Genomic DNA, 16,902 nt, shown 5'->3' on the forward strand with positions numbered 1-16,902 from the left:
GTCACGTCTTCACCCCACCTGCGGTCATGCCGCTGGTGACGTTCTTGCGGAACACGTAGTAAATGATCACCGGCGGGATCGCGTAGAACAGCGACGTCGCCATCAGCAGGTTCCACGGCACCTGGTCGGTGTTCAGGAACGAGCCGAGCGCCACCGGCAACGTCATGTTCTCCGCGGAGTTCAGCAGCAGGAACGCGAGCAGGTACTCGTTCCAGGAGCTGAGCAGCGCGTACGTGCCGATCGCCACGAGCACCGGTCGCATCAGCGGCAGGTAGATCCGGACGTAGATCTGCCAGTTCGTCGCACCGTCGACCCTCGCGGACTCGTCGAGCTCCCTCGGGATGCCGGACTTCGCGTACTGGGTGAAGACCCACATCGCGTACGGCGAGGCGAACGCCGTCATCGAGAAGATCAGCGCCCACGACGTGTCGAGCAGGCTGTAGCTCGCCATCGCCCGGTAGAGCGGGATGGCGAGGAAGCTGGTCGGGATGACGTAGGTCGCGAGTGCCGCGTTCGACAGCGCGTTGCCCCACCGGGGCCGCAACCGCGCGATCGCGAAGCTCGCCGACGAACCGATCACGAGCACCAGCAGGGTCGTGATCGCGGCGACGAAGATGCTGTTCCACAGTTGCAGCCAGAAGTGCTCGATGAAGAAGTCGCCTGCGGTCAGCACGGTCCAGAAGTTCTGGAGCGTCGGGTTCTCCGGCCACAGCTGCCGCTCGAACACCTCGCCGTCGGGGGACAGCGACATCATCACCATGTGGTAGATCGGCAGCAGCGTCCAGACCAGCAGGACGAGCGCCACCACACCGAGCCCGACCCCCCGCCGCACCCGCGCGGCCGGGGTACCCATTCGCGTCGCGGCCACGTCAGAACCCCTCCCGTCCGAGCCGGCGCACCAGGACGATGATCAGCGGGATGATCACCGGCAGGGCGCTGAGCGCGACCGCGATGCCCTGCTCGACGTCACCGACGTCGAAGGCGTAGCGGATCCCCAACGTGGCCAGCACGTGCGTGGTGTCGGCCGGGCCGCCACCGGTGACGAAGTGGATGCTGTTGTAGTCCGAGAGCGTCCAGATCGACGACAGCAGCGCGCTGGTGAGGAACACGTTGCTGAGCATCGGGAACGTCACCCAGAAGAAGCGCCGCACCCCGGTGGCGCCGTCCACCGCCGCCGCCTCGTAGACGTCCTGCGGGATCGCCATGCGGGCGGCCAGCATGATCAGCGTCCAGAACGGCAGCCACTTCCAGATGTGCGCGGCGATGGCTGCGGTCATCCCCCAGGCGGAGTTGATCAGCCAGTCCGGGTTGGGGATCCCCAGCGACCCGAGCAGCGTGCCGAGCATTCCCCACTGCGGGTTCAGCATCCAGTGGATGGACAGCAGTGCGGGGACCGACGGGATCGCCCATGGCAGGAGGCTGACGGCGAGCAGGCCGCGGATCCACCAGCTGCCCACCGCGAAGAACCCGGACAGCAGCAGGGCCAGCACCAGCTTCAGGTTGACCCCGATCCCCACGAAGATGATCGTGTTCACGACCGTCCGCAGGTAGGTGTCGTCGGTGAACAGGTCCTCGTACAGGTCGAGGTCGGCGCCCAGCCAGAACCCGTAGAGCACCGGGTACACGACGATCAGGAGTGCCGTGACGACGAACGGGAGCGCGAAGATCACCGGCCAGTTCGCCAGCGGGGGCAGGCGCGCCGGCCACGGTGTCCGCACGTCCCGGGACCCACCGGGGCTCTCGTCGGATGAAGGGCGCCCCGAGTCCTCGAGCACGTTCCTGGTCATCGCGAATCGTCCTCCGGGCCGACGGTTCGAATCGAGGACGACGGGGCGCTAGCCGATGGCCTTCTTCAGGGCCGCCCGCCGTTCCGCCAGCCGGTCCGGGTCGAACTCGGGCGAGCGCACCCAGCCGATGAAGTCCTGCTCGGCGGCCATCACGCGGTCGGCGGCCGCCGGCAGCGCGGCCGCGATCCCGGCCGGGATCAGCAGCACCCCGTGGCGGTCGGCGTGCAGCAGGTCGCCGGGGCCGACGGTGAGCCCGCCGACCGTCACCGGCTCCCCCACCGTCTCGGTGCGGACGTACCCGTGGGACACCCCCACGGCCCGCGCGAAGAACCGGAAGCCGATCGAGCCGGCCTCCTCCAGGTCGCGGACGCACCCGTCGGTCACGGTGCCGACGCAGCCCAGCGCGGTGTAGGTCGTGGCCATCACCTCGCCCCACATGGCACCGTGCGCCGGCGGGTCGTCGAGGTCCTGGATCACGACGACCCGCGGCCCCGGGACCGTCCGCACGTGCGCGGCAAGCGGTTCCGGGTCGCTCGGCGCGTTGCCACGGGCCCGCATGGTGGCGGTGGCGGCGTAGCCGACCATCACCCCAAGGTCGGGGAACATGCAGCGGATCTCGTGGCTCATGTAGCCCCCGTCCCGGGGGCGCACGTCGAACGTCTCGATCGCGTTGGACAGGGTCGGAGTGTCGTACTTCTTCAGCGCTTCGAGCACGGACGGGTCGAGCGCGTCAGGCATCTGTACTCCTTCTCTCGACATCGAGAGTGCCGCTCGAAGCTAGCATCTGGACAGACCAGATTGGAAGGCCAGTTGTCAGAGGAGTGGGCGTGAAGGAACAGCACGTCCTGCTGGCGGAGCTCGTCTCGTTCCTGCTGGCACGTGGCTACGGCCCCAACGAGCGCGCGCCGTCCGAGCGCGAGCTCGCCGAACGCTTCCACGCCGGCCGCCCCCAGGTCCGCGAAGCGCTCTCCGTGCTCGAGGCCCTCCGGCTGATCGAACGCCGGCCGAAGTCCGGCATCTACATGACGCCGGAGTCGGCCAGCATCGAGACCCTGCGGTTGTTCGCGGAGGTCGGCATCCCGATGTCGCGCGACGAGGTCGGCCAGATCGTCGAGGTGCGGCGCATCCAGGAGCTCGAGGCCATCCGGCTCGCATGCCGCCGGCACGACGCGGGGAACATCGCGGAGCTGCGCCACTGCCTCGGTGACTGGGAGGACGCGATCGCGGGCGACGGCCCGTTCGCCGAGCTGGACCGGGCCTTCCACTGCGGGCTCGTCAAGGCCACCCAGAACACGGTGCTCCTGCGGCTGGTCAACATCTTCTACCTGATGACGCAGCGGCGCCGCGAGTACTTCTTCCGCAGCGCCGACCGCCGCCGGCAGTCGTTCACCGAGCACCGGCAGATCTTCGGGGCCGTCGTCGAGCGGGACGAGGAGCGCGCCGCCGCGCTGCTCGACGCCCACCTGCAGGGCGCCGACAGCTACTGGCAGGACCTGATGGGTCGCTGATCCTCATCGCGGGGGCCCCACCCGGTCGACGATGCCGGCGATGTCGGCGACCGGCCAGCGGAGCGGTCCCGCGGCGGCCGCGAGCCGTTCGCGGTCGATCTCCATCCCGAGCCCGGGGCCGTCGGGGGGCACGAGGTCCCCGTCCCGGTAGCGGACGGGCTCGCGCACGACGTCCGCCGTGTAGAGGAGCGGCCCGACCGGGTCGCTCGCGACGGTGACGGTCGGTGCGGAGACCCCGACGTGGGCCGCGGCGGCGGTCCCGATGGACAGCTCCTGGGTCGTACCGATGAGGCAGCGCAGGCCGGCGGCCTCCGAGATGGCGAGGAGCCGCCGGGCCGGCGTGATGCCACCGATCGCGAACAGCCCGACGTTCAACACGTCCACCGCCCGCGCGGCCACCAGCTCGATGGCCCAGCTCCCGCTGTAGACGTGCTCGCTGACCGGGACCGGCGCCCGGCCGCGCGCGTACGCGAGCCCGGCCACGTCCCCCGAGCGGGCCGGCGCCTCGATGAGCTCGTAGCCCAGCTCGCTCGTCCGGTCCACGAAGGCGCATGCGTCGCGGGCCTCGAGGAGGTTCGAGAAGTCGAGGGACTTGATCTGGATCGCGTCCCCGAACCGCTCCCGGGCCCGCCGCAGGAACGACTCGTCCAGGTCCGGCCGCCGGCCGACGTACACGCGGAACCGGAAGAACCCCGCACCCAGCTTGCCGGCGACGACTTCCAGGTTCGCGTCGACGTCCGCCGGCTCCTGCTGGCGGAAGATCGGGTACGCCACCGGCAGCGCGTCCCGGACCGCCCCGCCCAACAGCTCGGCCACGCTGCGGTCCTCGATCTTGCCGAGGATGTCCCACACGGCGATGTCGACGCCGCACTTGATGACGCTCCCCTTGTCGTACAGGTTGCCGGCCTGCGGGAAGCTCTCCTCCAGCCGGCGCTGCACCTCGTTGAGCATGCGTGGGTCGAGGCCGGTGAGGAGCCCGTCGAGCGTGCGTTCCAGCTCGCGGACGTCGACGTGGAACCGCGGCAGGTGCTGGAAGTCCGACATCTCCCCGACGCCGACCAACCCGTCCACGTCGGTACCGAGCTCCACGATGACGTGCCCGCACTCGAGCCCGCTCGTGCGCGGGGTGTTGATCGACGTGAGCGTCACGCCGGTGATCCGGGTCATGATGCGAGCCCCCAGCAGACCGGCACGTCGCGCACCTCGGCCCGCTCGTCGTCGGTGAGCTTCTCATATCTCATATCTGAGGGAGACGTTAGCCGGGCGCGGCGGGGTGCGCCAGCGGCACGCCCGGCCGGTACGCCAGGTGCCGGTAGGACGGCGCCTCCAGCACTGTCAGGTCGGCGCGCGCCCCGACCCCGAGGCACCCGACGTCGTCGCGGCGCAGCGCCGCCGCACCACCGGCGGTCGCCGCCCACACCGCCTCCGCAGGCGTCATCCGCATCTCCCGCACCGCGAGTGCGATGCAGATCGACATGGACGAGGAGAAGCACGTGCCCGGGTTGCAGTCCGTGGCGAGGGCGACCGTGACCCCGGCGTCGAGCAGCCTGCGCGCGTCCGGGTAGGGGCTGCGGGTCGAGAACTCGACCCCGGGGAGCAGGGTCGCCACCGTGCCACCGGCCGCCAGCGCGTCGACGTCGGCGTCTGTCAGGTAGGTGCAGTGGTCGACGCTCGCGGCCCCCAGCTCGACCGCCAGCCCCACGCCCGGGCCCGGCCCGAGCTGGTTGCCGTGCACCCGCAGGCCCAGGCCCGCGGCCCGGCCGGCCTCCAGCACCGCGCGGCTCGCGGGCCCGTCGAACGCGTGCGGGGAGGCGGGCTCGCAGAACACGTCCACCCAGCGCGCGAACGGCGCGCACTCCCGCAACATCGGGCCGGTGACCAGCCCGACGTACTCCTCGACGCGGCCCGCGTACTCCGGCGGCACGACGTGCGCGCCGAGGAAGGTGGTCTCGTCGGTCACCTCGCGGGCGAGCCGCAGCGCCCGCGCCTCGTCGGCGACGCTCAGGCCGTAGCCGCTCTTGACCTCGACCGTGGTGGTGCCCTGGGCCCGCATCTCCGCCACCAGTGCGCGCAGCCGCGACCGCAGCCGGTCGTCGTCCGCCGCGCGGGTGGCCGCGACCGTCGACGCGATGCCGCCGCCGTCGTAGGGGACGCCGGACATCCGGGCCTCGAACTCGGCCGACCGGTCCCCGGCGAACACCAGATGGGTGTGGCTGTCCACGAACCCGGGCAGCACCGCCCGTCCGTCCAGGTCGAGCCGCGCGTCGGCCGCTGGAGCCGCGCCGGCCGGCCCCACCCAGGCGACCCGGCCGTCGTCGACCACCAGCGCCGCGTCGGTCACGATGCCCAGCGGGCCCGGACCGGCCACCGGATCGTTGGTGACCAGCTCGGCGATGCCCGTGACGAGCGTGCTCACCGCACGCTTCGCGCAGGCGCTGTAACATGATTCGCTCGCAAGCTCGCTCATGGCTCCTCCCACAGCGGGACGATGGCGCCGGCCAGCAGCCGGCCCACGTCCCCGAGTACGTGCCTTCCCTCGCGAACGATCATCCGGCCGTCGACCACGACGGTGTCGACGTCACCGGCGCAGGCGGCCATCACCACCTGCTCGGGGGCGATCCCGGCGGTGCCCGGGCGGTCCAGCGCGACCGCGACCAGATCGGCCCGCGCGCCGGGAGCGATGCGTCCCGCGTCCGGCCAACCGAGGCAGGCGTGCCCGTCCGCGGTGAGCGCGTCCACGAGCGCGGCGGGCGCGAGACGGCCGCGCTCCCCGGAGCCCAGCCGCTCGTGGGACTCGACGAGCCGCGCCTCGGCGAGCAGGTCGACGCTGACGTGCTGGTCGCTGCCCACCGTCAGCCGCGACCCGGCCCGCGCGAGCGCCCGGAAGGGGCCGATGCCGTCGGCGAGGTCGGCCTCCGTGCTCGGGCAGGCGCACACGCCGGTGCGCGAACCGCCGAGCAGGGCGATGTCGTCGGCGCTCAGGTGCGTGGCGTGCACCGCGGTCGTGCCCGGCCCGAGCACACCGTGGTCGGCCAGCAGCGCCGTGGGCGTGCGGCCGTAGAACGCCCGGCACGCATCGTTCTCCTGCGGCTGCTCCGACAGGTGGACGTGCAGGGGGCGCCCGGCCGCGGCCGCCACGACGGCCGGTAGCTGCGGGGCGGGCACGGCCCGGACCGAGTGCACCGCGGCGCCCACCCGCACCCCGTCCCGCGCCGCGATCCCGCCGACCCGCTCCGCCCACGCCCGGGCGTCGCCGTCGCCGAACCGCACCTGCACCGCCTCCAGGGGCGTGTGGCCGGAGGGGCCGAGCCCGCCCGCGAGGTAGCAGGTGTCCAGCAGCGTGAGCCGCACGCCCGCCTGGGCGGCCGCCTCGACCAGCGCCTCCCCCATCGCGTTCGGGTCGGCGTACGGGGTGCCGTCGCGGTCGTGGTGGAGGTAGTGGAACTCGCCGACGCAGCTGACCCCGGCCAGTGCCATCTCCGCGTAGGCGGCCCGGGCCAGCGCGAGGTAGCGGTCGGGGTCGAGCCGCGCCGCGACCGCGTACATCCGCTCCCGCCAGGTCCAGAACGTGCCGCCGCGGTCGTGCGTGCGCCCCCGCAGCGCGCGGTGGAACGCGTGGCTGTGGGCGTTCGCGAAGCCCGGCAGCACCAGGCCGGCGAGCCGCGTGTCCCCGGGCCCGGGGACCAACCCGGGTGTCACCTCCGCGATCCGGCCGCCGTCGACCCGGACCCGGACCCGGTCGCGCGGGCCGCCGTCCAGCCAGGCCCGCTCGCACCAGAAGACCGTCACCCCAGCTCCTCGACCACCCGGGCGAGCGCGTCGACGCCGCGGTGGCAGTCGGCCGGGTCGGCGTGCTCCTCCGGTGAGTGGGACACGCCGGTCGGGTTGCGGACGAACAGCATCGCCGTCGGGACGCCCCCGGCGGAGAGGATCCCCGCGTCGTGGCCCGCGCCGGTCGGCAGCACCGGCGCCCCGAGCAGCGCCGCCAGCCGGTCACGCAGGCCGGCGTCGAAGGTGGTGGGCCCGGTCCACGACTCCTCGACCGGCTCGCTCCCGGCGGCCTCCCCCACCGCGGCGACGACGGACCGCACGTCCGCCTCGACGGGGCCGCGGGCGTCCAGCCACGCCGTGACGGCAGCGGGGATCGCGTTGACCCCGTTGGGATGGACCTGCAACTTGCCGATCGTCGCGACGGTGCCGTGCTGCCGCGCCGCGGCGCGGGCGGCGGTGATCGCGTCGGCGAGGTGGAGCATCGGGTCGGCGCGGTCCTCGAGCCGGGTGGTGCCGGCGTGGTCGGCGCGGCCGCGCAGGTCCAGGCGCCACCGGCCGTGCGGCCAGATCGCGCTCGCGACGCCGACGGGCGCCCCGTCCGGGTCGTCGACGAGCGCCCTGCCTTGTTCCACGTGCAGCTCGACGAACGTGCCCACCCGGCGCAGGGTCTCGGTGTCCGGGCCGACGTGCGCCGGATCCAGGCCGGCCGCGGCCATCGCCTCGGCGAGGGTCGTGCCGTCGGCGTCGGTCAGCGACCGGGCGCGGTCGGGGCCGAGCGCACCGGTGACGATCCGGCTGCCCGCGCAGGCGACGCCGAACCGCGCGCCCTCCTCGTCGGCGAAGACCGCGATCCCCAGCGGACGGGGCGGTGTCCACCCCCGTGCCCGCAGGGCGTCCAGGGCCGCGAGGGCGGACACGACGCCGAGCGGCCCGTCGAACGCTCCGCCGTCGGGGACCGAGTCGAGGTGGCTGCCGAGGACGAGGCCGGGCCCGTCGGCGTCCGGGTTCCCCCACCACGCCCACAGGTTGCCCGCCCGGTCGGACGTGAGGTCGAGCCCGCGCGCCGCCGCCTCGCCGGTGAACCACTCGCGCAGGGCGGCGTCCTCGGCCGTCCAGGCGAACCGGCGGTAGCCGCCGCTGCGCCCGTCGCGGCCGAGCGGGTGCAGGTCGGCCCACATGCCGTCGAACGTCATCGCGCCGCCATCGTCCCGGCCGGGTAGATCATCTCGGGCGGCACGTCCGTCGTCCGCTTGGCCCACGGGTAGTACACCGCGGCCGTCACGACGAGCCCGACGATCCAGGAGATGTCGGCGCCGTTCAGCGCCTCGGCCGCCGGGCCCGTGTAGAGGGCCTGCGCCATGAACGGGATCTGGGAGAGCACCCCGATCGTGTACGAGACCAGCGCGACGACGTTCCACCGCCCGTAGCGGGCGTCGGGGTCGTAGAGCGCCGGGACGTCGACCCGCTCCCGCGAGACCAGGTAGTAGTCGATCAGGTTCACCGCGCTCCACGGCGTGAAGACCATCAGCAGTGCGAGGATGAACTGCCGGAAGTTGTCCAGGAAGTTCTCCGAGGCGAGCAGCGCGATCAGCACGGACGCCACGAGGAACGCGCCGATGAACGCCACCCGCCCGGCCCGCGACACCGAGGCGGCCCGGGTCACCGAGGTGACCGTGGTCAGCAGGCACATGAAGCCGCCGTAGGCGTTCAGGCAGTTGACCGTGAGCTTCCCGACCACGATCACGAGGTAGATCGCGATCGCCGCGGCGCCCCCGCCGGCCAGCTCGCCGAGGAACCCGACCTGGTTGTCCAGGAACCCGCCGCCATCGGCCACCGGGATGGCCGCGATCAGCGCGCCGAGGCTCATCGACCACTGCGAGCCGAGCACGCTCCCCCACAGCGTCGAGTGGAACGTCACGCGCTCGCTGGTGTGGCGCGGGAGGTAGCGGGAGTAGTCGGCCACGTACGGGCCGAACGTCAGCTGCCAGCCGGCGCCCAGCGCGATCGCGAGCAGGAAGGTCGCGGCGTCGAACGGCACGACGCCCAGCAACGCGGGCACGTCGTGCTCGACGAGCAGCCGGATGCCCAGGTAGGAGAAGCCGACGACGCCCACGACGGTGGAGGTGCGCCCGAGCATGTGGATGTAGCGGTAGCCGAGCGTCGCCACGATCCCGGTGAGCGCGCCGAACACGAGGATGCCCACCACCGGGGCGTCGACGCCCACGATCTCGTTGACCGCCTGCCCGGCCAGCACCGTGCCGGTCGCGGCGAACCCGAGGTACAGCAGCACGACCAGCACCAGCGGGACCACGGCCCCGTACACGCCGAACTGCGCCCGGCTGGAGATCATCTGCGGGAGCCCGAGCCGCGGCCCCTGCGCCGAGTGCAGCGCCATCACGCAGCCGCCCGCGAGGTTGCCGATCAGCAGGCCGATGATCGCCCACAGCGCGTCGGCCCCGAAGACGACGGCGAGAGCGCCGTCGACGATCGCCGTGATCTGCATGTTGGCGCCGAACCACAGCGTGAACTGGTTGACCGGTGAGCCGTGCCGCTCGGCGTCCGGGATGACGTCGATGGAACGGCGCTCGATGCGGGAAGCGGTCATCGCAGCTCGGCCATCGGGACCCGGATGTCGTGGGCATCCGCCGTCGCTTCCGCCCGCTCGTAGCCCGCATCCACGTGGCGCAGGACGCCCGTCGCCGGGTCGTTGGTCAGCACGCGTTCGATCTTGGCGGCCGCGAGGTCGGTGCCGTCGGCCACCGTGACCTGGCCGGCGTGGATCGAGCGGCCCATGCCGACGCCGCCGCCCTGGTGGATCGACACCCAGCTCGCGCCGGACGCCGCGCTGACCAGGGCGTTCAGCAGCGGCCAGTCGGCGATGGCGTCGGAGCCGTCGGCCATGCCCTCGGTCTCGCGGTAGGGGGAGGCGACCGAGCCGGTGTCGAGGTGGTCGCGGCCGATCACGATCGGCGCGCTGATCGCACCCGAGGCGACCAGCTCGTTGAACCGCAGCCCGGCGCGGTCGCGCTCGCCCTGCCCGAGCCAGCAGATCCGCGCGGGCAGTCCCTGGAACGCCACCCGCTCGCGGGCGGCGCGGATCCACCGGTGCAGCCGGTCGTGCTCCGGGAAGAGCCCGAGCACGGCGTCGTCGGTGACGGCGATGTCGGCCGGGTCGCCCGACAGCGCGGCCCAGCGGAACGGGCCCTTGCCCTCGCAGAACAGCGGCCGGATGTAGGCGGGTACGAATCCCGGGTAGGCGAACGCGCGGTCGTAGCCGCCCTGCCGGGCCTCGTCGCGCAGCGAGTTGCCGTAGTCGAACACCTCGGCGCCCGCGTCGAGGAACCCGACCATCGCCTCGACGTGGCGGGCCATCGACTCGCGCGCCCGGTCGGTGAACTCCTCGGGCTTCTTCGCGGCGTAGTCGTCCCAGTCGTCCAGGTCGACGCCGTCGGGGAGGTAGGACAGCGGGTCGTGCGCGGAGGTCTGGTCGGTGACGATGTCGACCTCCACCCCGCGGCGCAGCAGCTCCGGCAGAACGCGGGCGCAGTTCCCCACCAGCCCCACCGACAGCGCACGCCGGTCCGCGCGAGCCGCCGACACGCGGGCGACCGCGTCGTCCAGGTCCCTAGCAAGCTCGTCGAGGTAGCGGTGGTCGACGCGGCGCCGCAGCCGGGCCGCGTCGACGTCGACCACCAGGCAGACGCCGCCGTTGAGCGTGACGGCGAGCGGCTGCGCGCCGCCCATCCCGCCGCAGCCGCCGGTGACGGTCAGGGTCCCGGCGAGGGTGCCCCCGAAGCGCTTCTCGGCGACGGCGGCGAACGTCTCGTAGGTGCCCTGCAGGATGCCCTGGGTGCCGATGTAGATCCACGAGCCCGCGGTCATCTGGCCGTACATCGTGAGGCCGAGCTTCTCGAGGCGGCGGAACTCCGGCCACGTCGCCCAGTCCCCGACCAGGTTGGAGTTGGCGATCAGCACCCGCGGCGCCCACTCGTGCGTGCGCAGCACCCCGACCGGGCGGCCGGACTGCACGAGCATCGTCTCGTCGTCGGCCAGCGTGGTGAGCGTGCGGACCATCGCGTCGAACGACCGCCAGTCGCGCGCCGCGCGCCCGGTGCCGCCGTAGACGACGAGGTCGTCGGGCCGCTCGGCCACCTCCGGGTCCAGGTTGTTGCAGAGCATCCGCAGCGGGGCCTCGGTCTGCCAGGACCGCGCCGTCAGCGTCGTGCCGCGCGCGGCGCGGACCGGACGAGCACCCTCCATGACGATCTCCTCTCAGCGCAGTTCGATCAACGCAGCGGGCCGGTCACGCGCTCGGCGGCGGCGAGCGCCTCGCCGGACGCGACGAGCCCGACGGCGGCCTCGATCTCCGGCGCCAGCCACCGGTCCGGCCCCGGGCCCGCCACCTCGGCGCGCAGCCGGTCCCGGACGGCGGCCGTGGCCGCGGCCGGCGCGAGCGGTGCCCGCAGGTCCAGGGCTCGCGCGGCGGTGAGCACCTCGACCGCGACCACCCGGGTGAGCCCGTCGACCGCGCGCCGCAGCTTGCGCGCGGCGGCCCACCCCATCGACACGTGGTCCTCCTGCATCGCGCTGGAGGGGATCGAGTCGACGGACGCCGGAACGGCCAGCCGCTTCAGCTCCGACACGATCCCCGCCTGCGTGTACTGCGCGATCATGTGCCCGGAGTCCACGCCCGGGTCGTCGGCCAGGAACGGCGCGAGCCCGTGGTTGCGCGCCACGTCCAGGAACCGGTCGGTGCGCCGCTCGCTCATCGACGCCACGTCCGCGACCGCGATCGCCAGGAAGTCCAGCACGTACGCGACGGGGGCGCCGTGGAAGTTCCCGTTGCTCTCCACCCGACCGTCCACGGTGACGACCGGGTTGTCCACGGCGGCCGCCAGCTCGCGGCCGGCCACGGCTTCGGCGTGCGCGACCGTGTCCCGGGCGGCGCCGTGCACCTGCGGGGCGCACCGCAGCGAGTACGCGTCCTGGACGCGCGTGCAGTCCGGCGTGCGGTGGCTGGCCATGATCGCGGAACCCGACAGCAGCAGCCGGAGGTTGGCCGCGCTGTCGGCCTGCCCCGGGTGGGGGCGCAGCGCCTGCAGGTCGGCGGCGAACACCGCGTCGGTGCCCAGCAGCGCCTCCACGCTCATCGCGGCGGCCACGTCCGCGGTGCGCAGTGCCGTGCGCAGGTCCTGGCAGGCCAGCACGAGCATGCCGAGCATGCCGTCGGTGCCGTTGATCAGCGCGAGACCTTCCTTCTCCGCCAGCGCGACGGGCTCGATACCGGCCGCGGCGAGCGCCTCCCCCGCGGGGCGAAGCGCCCCGGAGGCGGCGCGCACCTCGCCCTCGCCCATTGCCGCCAGCGCGCAGTGCGCCAGCGGCGCCAGGTCCCCCGAGCAGCCCAACGACCCGTACTCGCGCACCACCGGGGTGATCCCCGCGCTCAGCATCGCCGCGTACACCCGCGCCGTCTCCGGGCGGACCCCGGTGCGCCCGGTGGCCAGCGTCGACAGGCGCAGCAGCATCAGCGCACGCACCACCTCGCGCTCGACCTCGGGACCCGAGCCCGCCGCGTGCGAACGCACCAGGCTGCGCTGCAGCTGAGCCCGCCGGTCCACCGGGATGTGCCGGACGGCGAGCGCCCCGAACCCGGTCGAGATCCCGTAGTGGGGCTCCACGTCGTCGGCGAGCGCCTCCACCACCTTCCGCCCCGCCGCCATCGCGGTCTCGGCGTCGGCGGACAGGCGGACGCCCGCCCCGCCACGGGCGACGGCAAGGATCTCTTCGGGGGCCAGCGGGCCGGTCCCGACCTCGACGGTGATGTCACGCATCACTGCATCGGACACCCAGGAGGAGCCACGGCACCATGGCGAGACGCTCGGTTCTGTCCGGGATCCCGGACAGTTGCTAGTTTCGGCGCCATGTCCCGCCCGGTGAAGGTGCCCGCGGCGCAGCACGTGCTGGCCATCCTCGGACATCTCGGGCGGCAGGCCGGCCCCGTCCCGGCGGCCGCCATCGCGCGGGAACTGGCGCTCCCCCGCTCCACCACGTACCAGCTGCTGTCGACGCTGGCCGAGAGCGGCTTCGTCGTGCACCTCGCCGACGAACGGCGCTACAGCCTCGGGCTGGCGGCCTACGAGCTCGCCACCGGCTACGCCCGGCAGGCGCCCCTGCAGCGCGTCGCGCGGGTGCCGCTCGCCCGGCTCGTCGACCGCACCGGCCACACCGCGCACCTGGCCGTCATGCACGGACGCGAGGTCGTCTACCTCATCGAGGAGCGCGCGCCCGGCCGCCCACCGCTGGTCACCGACGTCGGGGTCCGCCTTCCCGCCCACCTCACCGCCAGCGGCCGGGCGATGCTCGCCGCCCTGCCCGCGGCCCAGATCCGCGCCCTGTTCCCGCAGCCCGAGGCCTTCGTGACCCGGCACGAGCCGGGCCCCCGTTCCCTCTCGGCGCTGCGCAAGCTCCTGGTGGAGACCCGGCGCCGGGGACACGCCGTCGAGGTCGGCGAGGTGACGCCCGGATTCGCCTCGATCGCCGCGGCGGTGCTCGACCACACGCGGCACCCCGTCGCGAGCGTCGCCGTCACGGTGCCACGATCGGAGCTCGGCCCGGACCTGCGCGAGGTGGTCGTCGCGGAGGTCGGCCGGACCGCGCGGGCGATCGCCGCGCGCATCGGCGGCCACACCCGTCCGTCGACCACCACATCCCGGAAGGGCGGGCAGGTATGACACGCATCCAGGCGGTGCGCGCCCGGCAGATCCTCGACTCCCGCGGCCGCCCGACGGTGGAGGTGGACGTCACCCTCGACGACGGCACGCTGGGCCGCGCCTCGGTCCCGTCCGGCGCGTCGACCGGCACGTACGAGGCCCACGAGCGGCGCGACGGCGACCCCGCCGACTACGCGGGCCTGGGTGTGCGCGGCGCGGTGCGGGCCGTGCACGACGAGGTGGCCCCGGCGCTGCACGGGCACGACGTCGGCGACCAGCGCGGCATCGACACCCTCCTGCGCGACCTCGACGGCACCGCCAACCTCGCCCGGCTCGGGGCCAACGCCGTCCTGGGCACGTCACTGGCCGGGTGCCGGGCGTCCGCGCTCGCCACCGGGCAACCGCTGTACCGCCGGATCGCCGAGCTGGCGGGCGTCGCCGCCCCGAGCCTGCCCGTGCCGATGGTCAACATCCTGTCGGGCGGCCTGCACGCGGGTCGCGGCATGGACGTGCAGGACTTCCTCGTCGTGCCGGCGGGGTCGACCGGCGTCGCGGACGCGCTGCACACCGTCGAGCGGGTCCGGGCCGCGGCGAGCGACGTCCTCGCGCACCGGGGCCTGCCCACGCTGCTCGCCGACGAAGGCGGGCTGAGCCCGGGCTGCGCCAGCGGGCACGAGGCGCTGACGCTCCTGGTGGAGATCATCGAACGCGCGGGGCTCGAACCGGGTCGCGACGCCGCGATCGCGATCGACGTCGCCGCGCACTCCCTCGTCGACCCCGACGGGCGCTACGTGCACGCTCGCGAGGGCGTCGTCCGCACGACCGCCGAGATGGTCGACCTGGTGCGGGGATGGGTCGAGGAGTTCCCGATCGTCTCGGTCGAGGACGCCCTCGACGAGGAGGACTGGGCCGGCTGGACGGAGCTCACGAGCCGGGTCGGGCAGCGCGTGCGGCTCATCGGCGACGACCTGTTCACCACGAACGTCAGGCGGCTGGACCGCGGGATCGCCGAGGCCGCGGCCAACGGGATCCTCGTCAAGGTCAACCAGAACGGGACGCTGTCGGGCACCCTCGACGTCATCGCCCGCGCCCGGGACGCCGGCTACGTGCCCGTCGTCTCCGCCCGCTCCGGCGAGACCGAGGACGACTTCCTCGCCGACCTCGCCGTCGGCACCGGTGCGGGCCAGATCAAGGTCGGCTCGCTGCGCTGCTCGGACCGGCTCGCCAAGTACAACCAGCTGCTGCGGATCGCCGAGGACGAGAGCCTGCCGTTCGCGGGCACCCCATGACCGCCCCCGAGGAGTTCCTGCTGCGCAGCGGCCTGCAGGTAGCGGGCGAGCCGGCGACCTGGACGACCCTGACCGGCGGGGTGTCGTCGGATCTGTGGCGGGTCGACCTGCCCGGGCGATCCGTCTGCGTGAAGCGGGCGCTGCCCACGCTGCGGGTCGGCGACGGCTGGCACGCCCCGGTCAGCCGCAACGCGGTCGAGCACGCCTGGCTCGCGTTCGCCGCCCGGCACCGCCCCGGCAACGCGCCCCGGCTGCTGGCCCACGACCCCGACGCCGGCTACTTCGCCATGGAGTTCCTCCCCCACCCGCTGTGGAAGGGCGAGCTCATGGCGGGCCGGGTCGATCCCGCGCTCGCCGGCGCGGTGGGCGACGTGCTCGGCGAGCTGCACCGGGTCTCCACCCGCGAGCCCGGCGCCGCCGAGGAGTTCGCGACCGACGCCAACTTCGCCGCGCTGCGGCTGGAACCCTACTTCGGGACGACCGCCCGCCGGCATCCGCAGCTGGCCGGCCACCTCAACGGTCTCGCCGAGCGGACGGCCGCCACCCACTCGGCGCTCGTGCACGGCGACGTCAGCCCGAAGAACATCCTCGTGGGCCCCGCGGGCCCGGTCTTCCTCGACGCCGAGTGCGCCTGGTTCGGCGACCCCGCCTTCGACGTCGCGTTCTGCCTGACCCACCTGTCGCTCAAGATGCTCGTCCGCCCCGACCGGGCGGCCGAACTGCGCGCCGCCGCCGATGCACTCCTGTCCGGGCACTCCGCCCACATCGACTGGGAGCCCGCGATCGCGTTCGACCGTCGGGTCGCGTCCCTCCTGCCGGCGGTGCTGCTGGCGCGCGTGGACGGCGCCTCCCCGGTCGAGTACCTGACCGATGCGCACCGGGCCACGGTGCGGCGGGTCGCGATCGACATGCTGCTCCGCCCGGTGGACTCGCCTCGACGGGTGCTCGACCGGTGGTGCGCTGCCGTCGACCCCGCATCGAGCGGCCCCCATCGGCGATGACAGGTCCAGGTTCCCGCGGACTCAGGGCTCGGGTGCGTGGATGTGGCGGGTCGCGGCGGCGTCGGTCGTCCGCCACAACGTGGTGGCCATCGGCTGGGCGAGCTCCTCCCGCAGGTGCCCGACCAGCCCGACCGTCCGCGAGATGACGCCCAGCCCGCGCGCGATGCGCCAGTCGAGGTCCAGCAGCGCGACGACGGTGCCGATGGCCCCCGTGACGTTGACCGGCAGCGCGCGTCCCGATGCCTCGCTGCCCGCCGCCGAGACGGCCCGCACGAGGCGGATCGGCAGGGTCGGGAACCCCTCCGACTCCGCGATCTCGAAGAGCACCTCCGTGCGGGGGTCGACCGGCTCGTGGATGGGGTGCCCGATCCCGGGGACGTGCTCACCCCGCGCGCGGAAGTCGGCGACGATGCGCCCGGCCTCGGCGCCGACCGCCGCGTCCGACTCGTCGCTCCCCAGCCGCGCGACGCCCTCGGTGACGAACCGCGCCGCCCCCTCGATCGTGCCCACGAACCTGCTGCCCAGCCCGAGCAGGCCGGCCGCGACGGCGCTCTGCAACGACTCCGGCGCCCCGAGGTGGGTCAGCCGTGTGGCCATCGCGTTGGGGGTGATGCCGTGCTCCACGAGGCTCACGAGCGCGGCGTTGAACAGCTTCCCCTCGGCCTCGCTGGGCATCCGCTCGGTGAGCAGGAGGAACGCGAAGCTCCCGAAGTCGAGCCGGCCCATGATGTCGTGGCACAGGTCGCGGCCCAGGACGGTGATGCTCGTCGGGTCGCTCCAGCAGATGTCGCTGCGGACGTCGAGCGCGGTTCCGTCGGACAAGTGGTTCTCCTTCT

Annotated in this window: 15 protein-coding genes; 4 read left to right on the forward strand and 11 right to left on the reverse strand. The window is 73.6% G+C overall.

Going from position 1 to position 16,902, the window contains the following annotated elements:
• Position 1: 1 nt before the first annotated feature.
• From ACU436_RS03890 to ACU436_RS03900, 3 genes are read right to left on the reverse strand one after another with little or no spacing between them, the layout of a single operon-like run.
• Positions 2-868, reverse strand: coding sequence for a carbohydrate ABC transporter permease (locus ACU436_RS03890; protein ID WP_459021666.1), 867 nt, complete (start codon positions 866-868; stop codon positions 2-4).
• Position 869: 1 nt separating this feature from the next.
• Complete coding sequence (locus ACU436_RS03895) at positions 870-1,787, reverse strand: carbohydrate ABC transporter permease (RefSeq protein WP_459021667.1); 918 nt, start codon at positions 1,785-1,787, stop codon at positions 870-872.
• A gap of 48 nt (positions 1,788-1,835) precedes the next feature.
• A complete protein-coding gene (locus ACU436_RS03900; RefSeq protein ID WP_459021669.1) occupies positions 1,836-2,525 on the reverse strand; it encodes an RraA family protein in 690 nt (229 codons plus the stop codon).
• Between the two features lie 89 nt (positions 2,526-2,614).
• On the opposite strand from ACU436_RS03900, the gene ACU436_RS03905 reads away from it, so the two are divergent.
• Positions 2,615-3,295 carry a FadR/GntR family transcriptional regulator gene (locus ACU436_RS03905; protein WP_459021671.1) on the forward strand — a complete coding sequence of 227 codons (681 nt, stop codon included), beginning with the start codon at positions 2,615-2,617 and terminating at the stop codon, positions 3,293-3,295.
• A 3-nt stretch (positions 3,296-3,298) separates the two neighbouring features.
• On the opposite strand, the gene ACU436_RS03910 is transcribed toward ACU436_RS03905, so the two are convergent.
• From ACU436_RS03910 to hutH, 7 genes are all read right to left on the reverse strand, one after another.
• Positions 3,299-4,462 carry a mandelate racemase/muconate lactonizing enzyme family protein gene (locus tag ACU436_RS03910; protein ID WP_459021673.1) on the reverse strand — a complete coding sequence of 388 codons (1,164 nt, stop codon included), beginning with the start codon at positions 4,460-4,462 and terminating at the stop codon, positions 3,299-3,301.
• Positions 4,463-4,550: 88 nt separating this feature from the next.
• A complete protein-coding gene (gene hutI / locus ACU436_RS03915; protein ID WP_459021675.1) occupies positions 4,551-5,762 on the reverse strand; it encodes an imidazolonepropionase in 1,212 nt (403 codons plus the stop codon).
• Positions 5,759-7,084 (reverse strand): formimidoylglutamate deiminase, encoded by a 1,326-nt coding sequence (locus ACU436_RS03920; RefSeq protein ID WP_459021677.1) that lies wholly within the window; start codon positions 7,082-7,084, stop codon positions 5,759-5,761. Before ACU436_RS03920 ends, hutI begins: the two co-directional genes overlap by 4 nt.
• A complete protein-coding gene (locus tag ACU436_RS03925; protein WP_459021679.1) occupies positions 7,081-8,259 on the reverse strand; it encodes an allantoate amidohydrolase in 1,179 nt (392 codons plus the stop codon). Before ACU436_RS03925 ends, ACU436_RS03920 begins: the two co-directional genes overlap by 4 nt.
• Positions 8,256-9,671 carry a purine-cytosine permease family protein gene (locus ACU436_RS03930; protein ID WP_459021681.1) on the reverse strand — a complete coding sequence of 472 codons (1,416 nt, stop codon included), beginning with the start codon at positions 9,669-9,671 and terminating at the stop codon, positions 8,256-8,258. Before ACU436_RS03930 ends, ACU436_RS03925 begins: the two co-directional genes overlap by 4 nt.
• Positions 9,668-11,326 (reverse strand): urocanate hydratase, encoded by a 1,659-nt coding sequence (locus tag ACU436_RS03935; RefSeq protein ID WP_459021683.1) that lies wholly within the window; start codon positions 11,324-11,326, stop codon positions 9,668-9,670. The genes ACU436_RS03930 and ACU436_RS03935 overlap by 4 nt, the downstream gene beginning before the upstream one ends.
• Positions 11,327-11,352: 26 nt before the next feature.
• A complete protein-coding gene (hutH, locus tag ACU436_RS03940) occupies positions 11,353-12,897 on the reverse strand; it encodes a histidine ammonia-lyase (protein ID WP_459021685.1) in 1,545 nt (514 codons plus the stop codon).
• 90 nt (positions 12,898-12,987) lie between these two features.
• Between hutH and ACU436_RS03945 the strand changes: the two genes are divergently transcribed.
• Genes ACU436_RS03945 through ACU436_RS03955 form a run of 3 tightly spaced genes read left to right on the forward strand, consistent with a single transcriptional unit; the run spans position 12,988 to position 16,066 of the window.
• A complete protein-coding gene (locus ACU436_RS03945) occupies positions 12,988-13,797 on the forward strand; it encodes an IclR family transcriptional regulator (RefSeq protein WP_459021687.1) in 810 nt (269 codons plus the stop codon).
• Positions 13,794-15,065: a phosphopyruvate hydratase gene (gene eno / locus ACU436_RS03950; RefSeq protein ID WP_459021689.1), complete on the forward strand. Its 1,272-nt coding sequence runs from the start codon at positions 13,794-13,796 to the stop codon at positions 15,063-15,065. Before ACU436_RS03945 ends, eno begins: the two co-directional genes overlap by 4 nt.
• The gene (locus tag ACU436_RS03955) at positions 15,062-16,066 is read left to right on the forward strand and encodes a phosphotransferase (RefSeq protein WP_459021690.1); all 1,005 of its coding nucleotides are present in this window, start codon (positions 15,062-15,064) and stop codon (positions 16,064-16,066) included. The genes eno and ACU436_RS03955 overlap by 4 nt, the downstream gene beginning before the upstream one ends.
• Before the next feature lie 21 nt (positions 16,067-16,087).
• Here the strand turns inward: ACU436_RS03955 and ACU436_RS03960 are convergent, their stop codons facing one another.
• On the reverse strand, positions 16,088-16,888 hold the full coding sequence (locus tag ACU436_RS03960; RefSeq protein WP_459021692.1) for a citryl-CoA lyase: 801 nt from the start codon (positions 16,886-16,888) through the stop codon (positions 16,088-16,090).
• Positions 16,889-16,902: the final 14 nt, after the last annotated feature.

The sequence above is a fragment of the Pseudonocardia wallangbongensis genome, assembly GCF_054486945.1.

Coding starts and splice junctions, on each gene's coding strand:
- ACU436_RS03935 (WP_459021683.1), bottom strand. CDS start 11,326: ATGGAGGGTGCTCGTCCGGTCCGCGCCGCGCGCGGCACGACGCTGACG.
- ACU436_RS03925 (WP_459021679.1), bottom strand. CDS start 8,259: ATGACGTTCGACGGCATGTGGGCCGACCTGCACCCGCTCGGCCGCGAC.
- hutH (WP_459021685.1), bottom strand. CDS start 12,897: ATGCGTGACATCACCGTCGAGGTCGGGACCGGCCCGCTGGCCCCCGAA.
- hutI (WP_459021675.1), bottom strand. CDS start 5,762: ATGAGCGAGCTTGCGAGCGAATCATGTTACAGCGCCTGCGCGAAGCGT.
- eno (WP_459021689.1), top strand. CDS start 13,794: ATGACACGCATCCAGGCGGTGCGCGCCCGGCAGATCCTCGACTCCCGC.
- ACU436_RS03895 (WP_459021667.1), bottom strand. CDS start 1,787: ATGACCAGGAACGTGCTCGAGGACTCGGGGCGCCCTTCATCCGACGAG.
- ACU436_RS03945 (WP_459021687.1), top strand. CDS start 12,988: ATGTCCCGCCCGGTGAAGGTGCCCGCGGCGCAGCACGTGCTGGCCATC.
- ACU436_RS03955 (WP_459021690.1), top strand. CDS start 15,062: ATGACCGCCCCCGAGGAGTTCCTGCTGCGCAGCGGCCTGCAGGTAGCG.
- ACU436_RS03930 (WP_459021681.1), bottom strand. CDS start 9,671: ATGACCGCTTCCCGCATCGAGCGCCGTTCCATCGACGTCATCCCGGAC.
- ACU436_RS03910 (WP_459021673.1), bottom strand. CDS start 4,462: ATGACCCGGATCACCGGCGTGACGCTCACGTCGATCAACACCCCGCGC.
- ACU436_RS03900 (WP_459021669.1), bottom strand. CDS start 2,525: ATGCCTGACGCGCTCGACCCGTCCGTGCTCGAAGCGCTGAAGAAGTAC.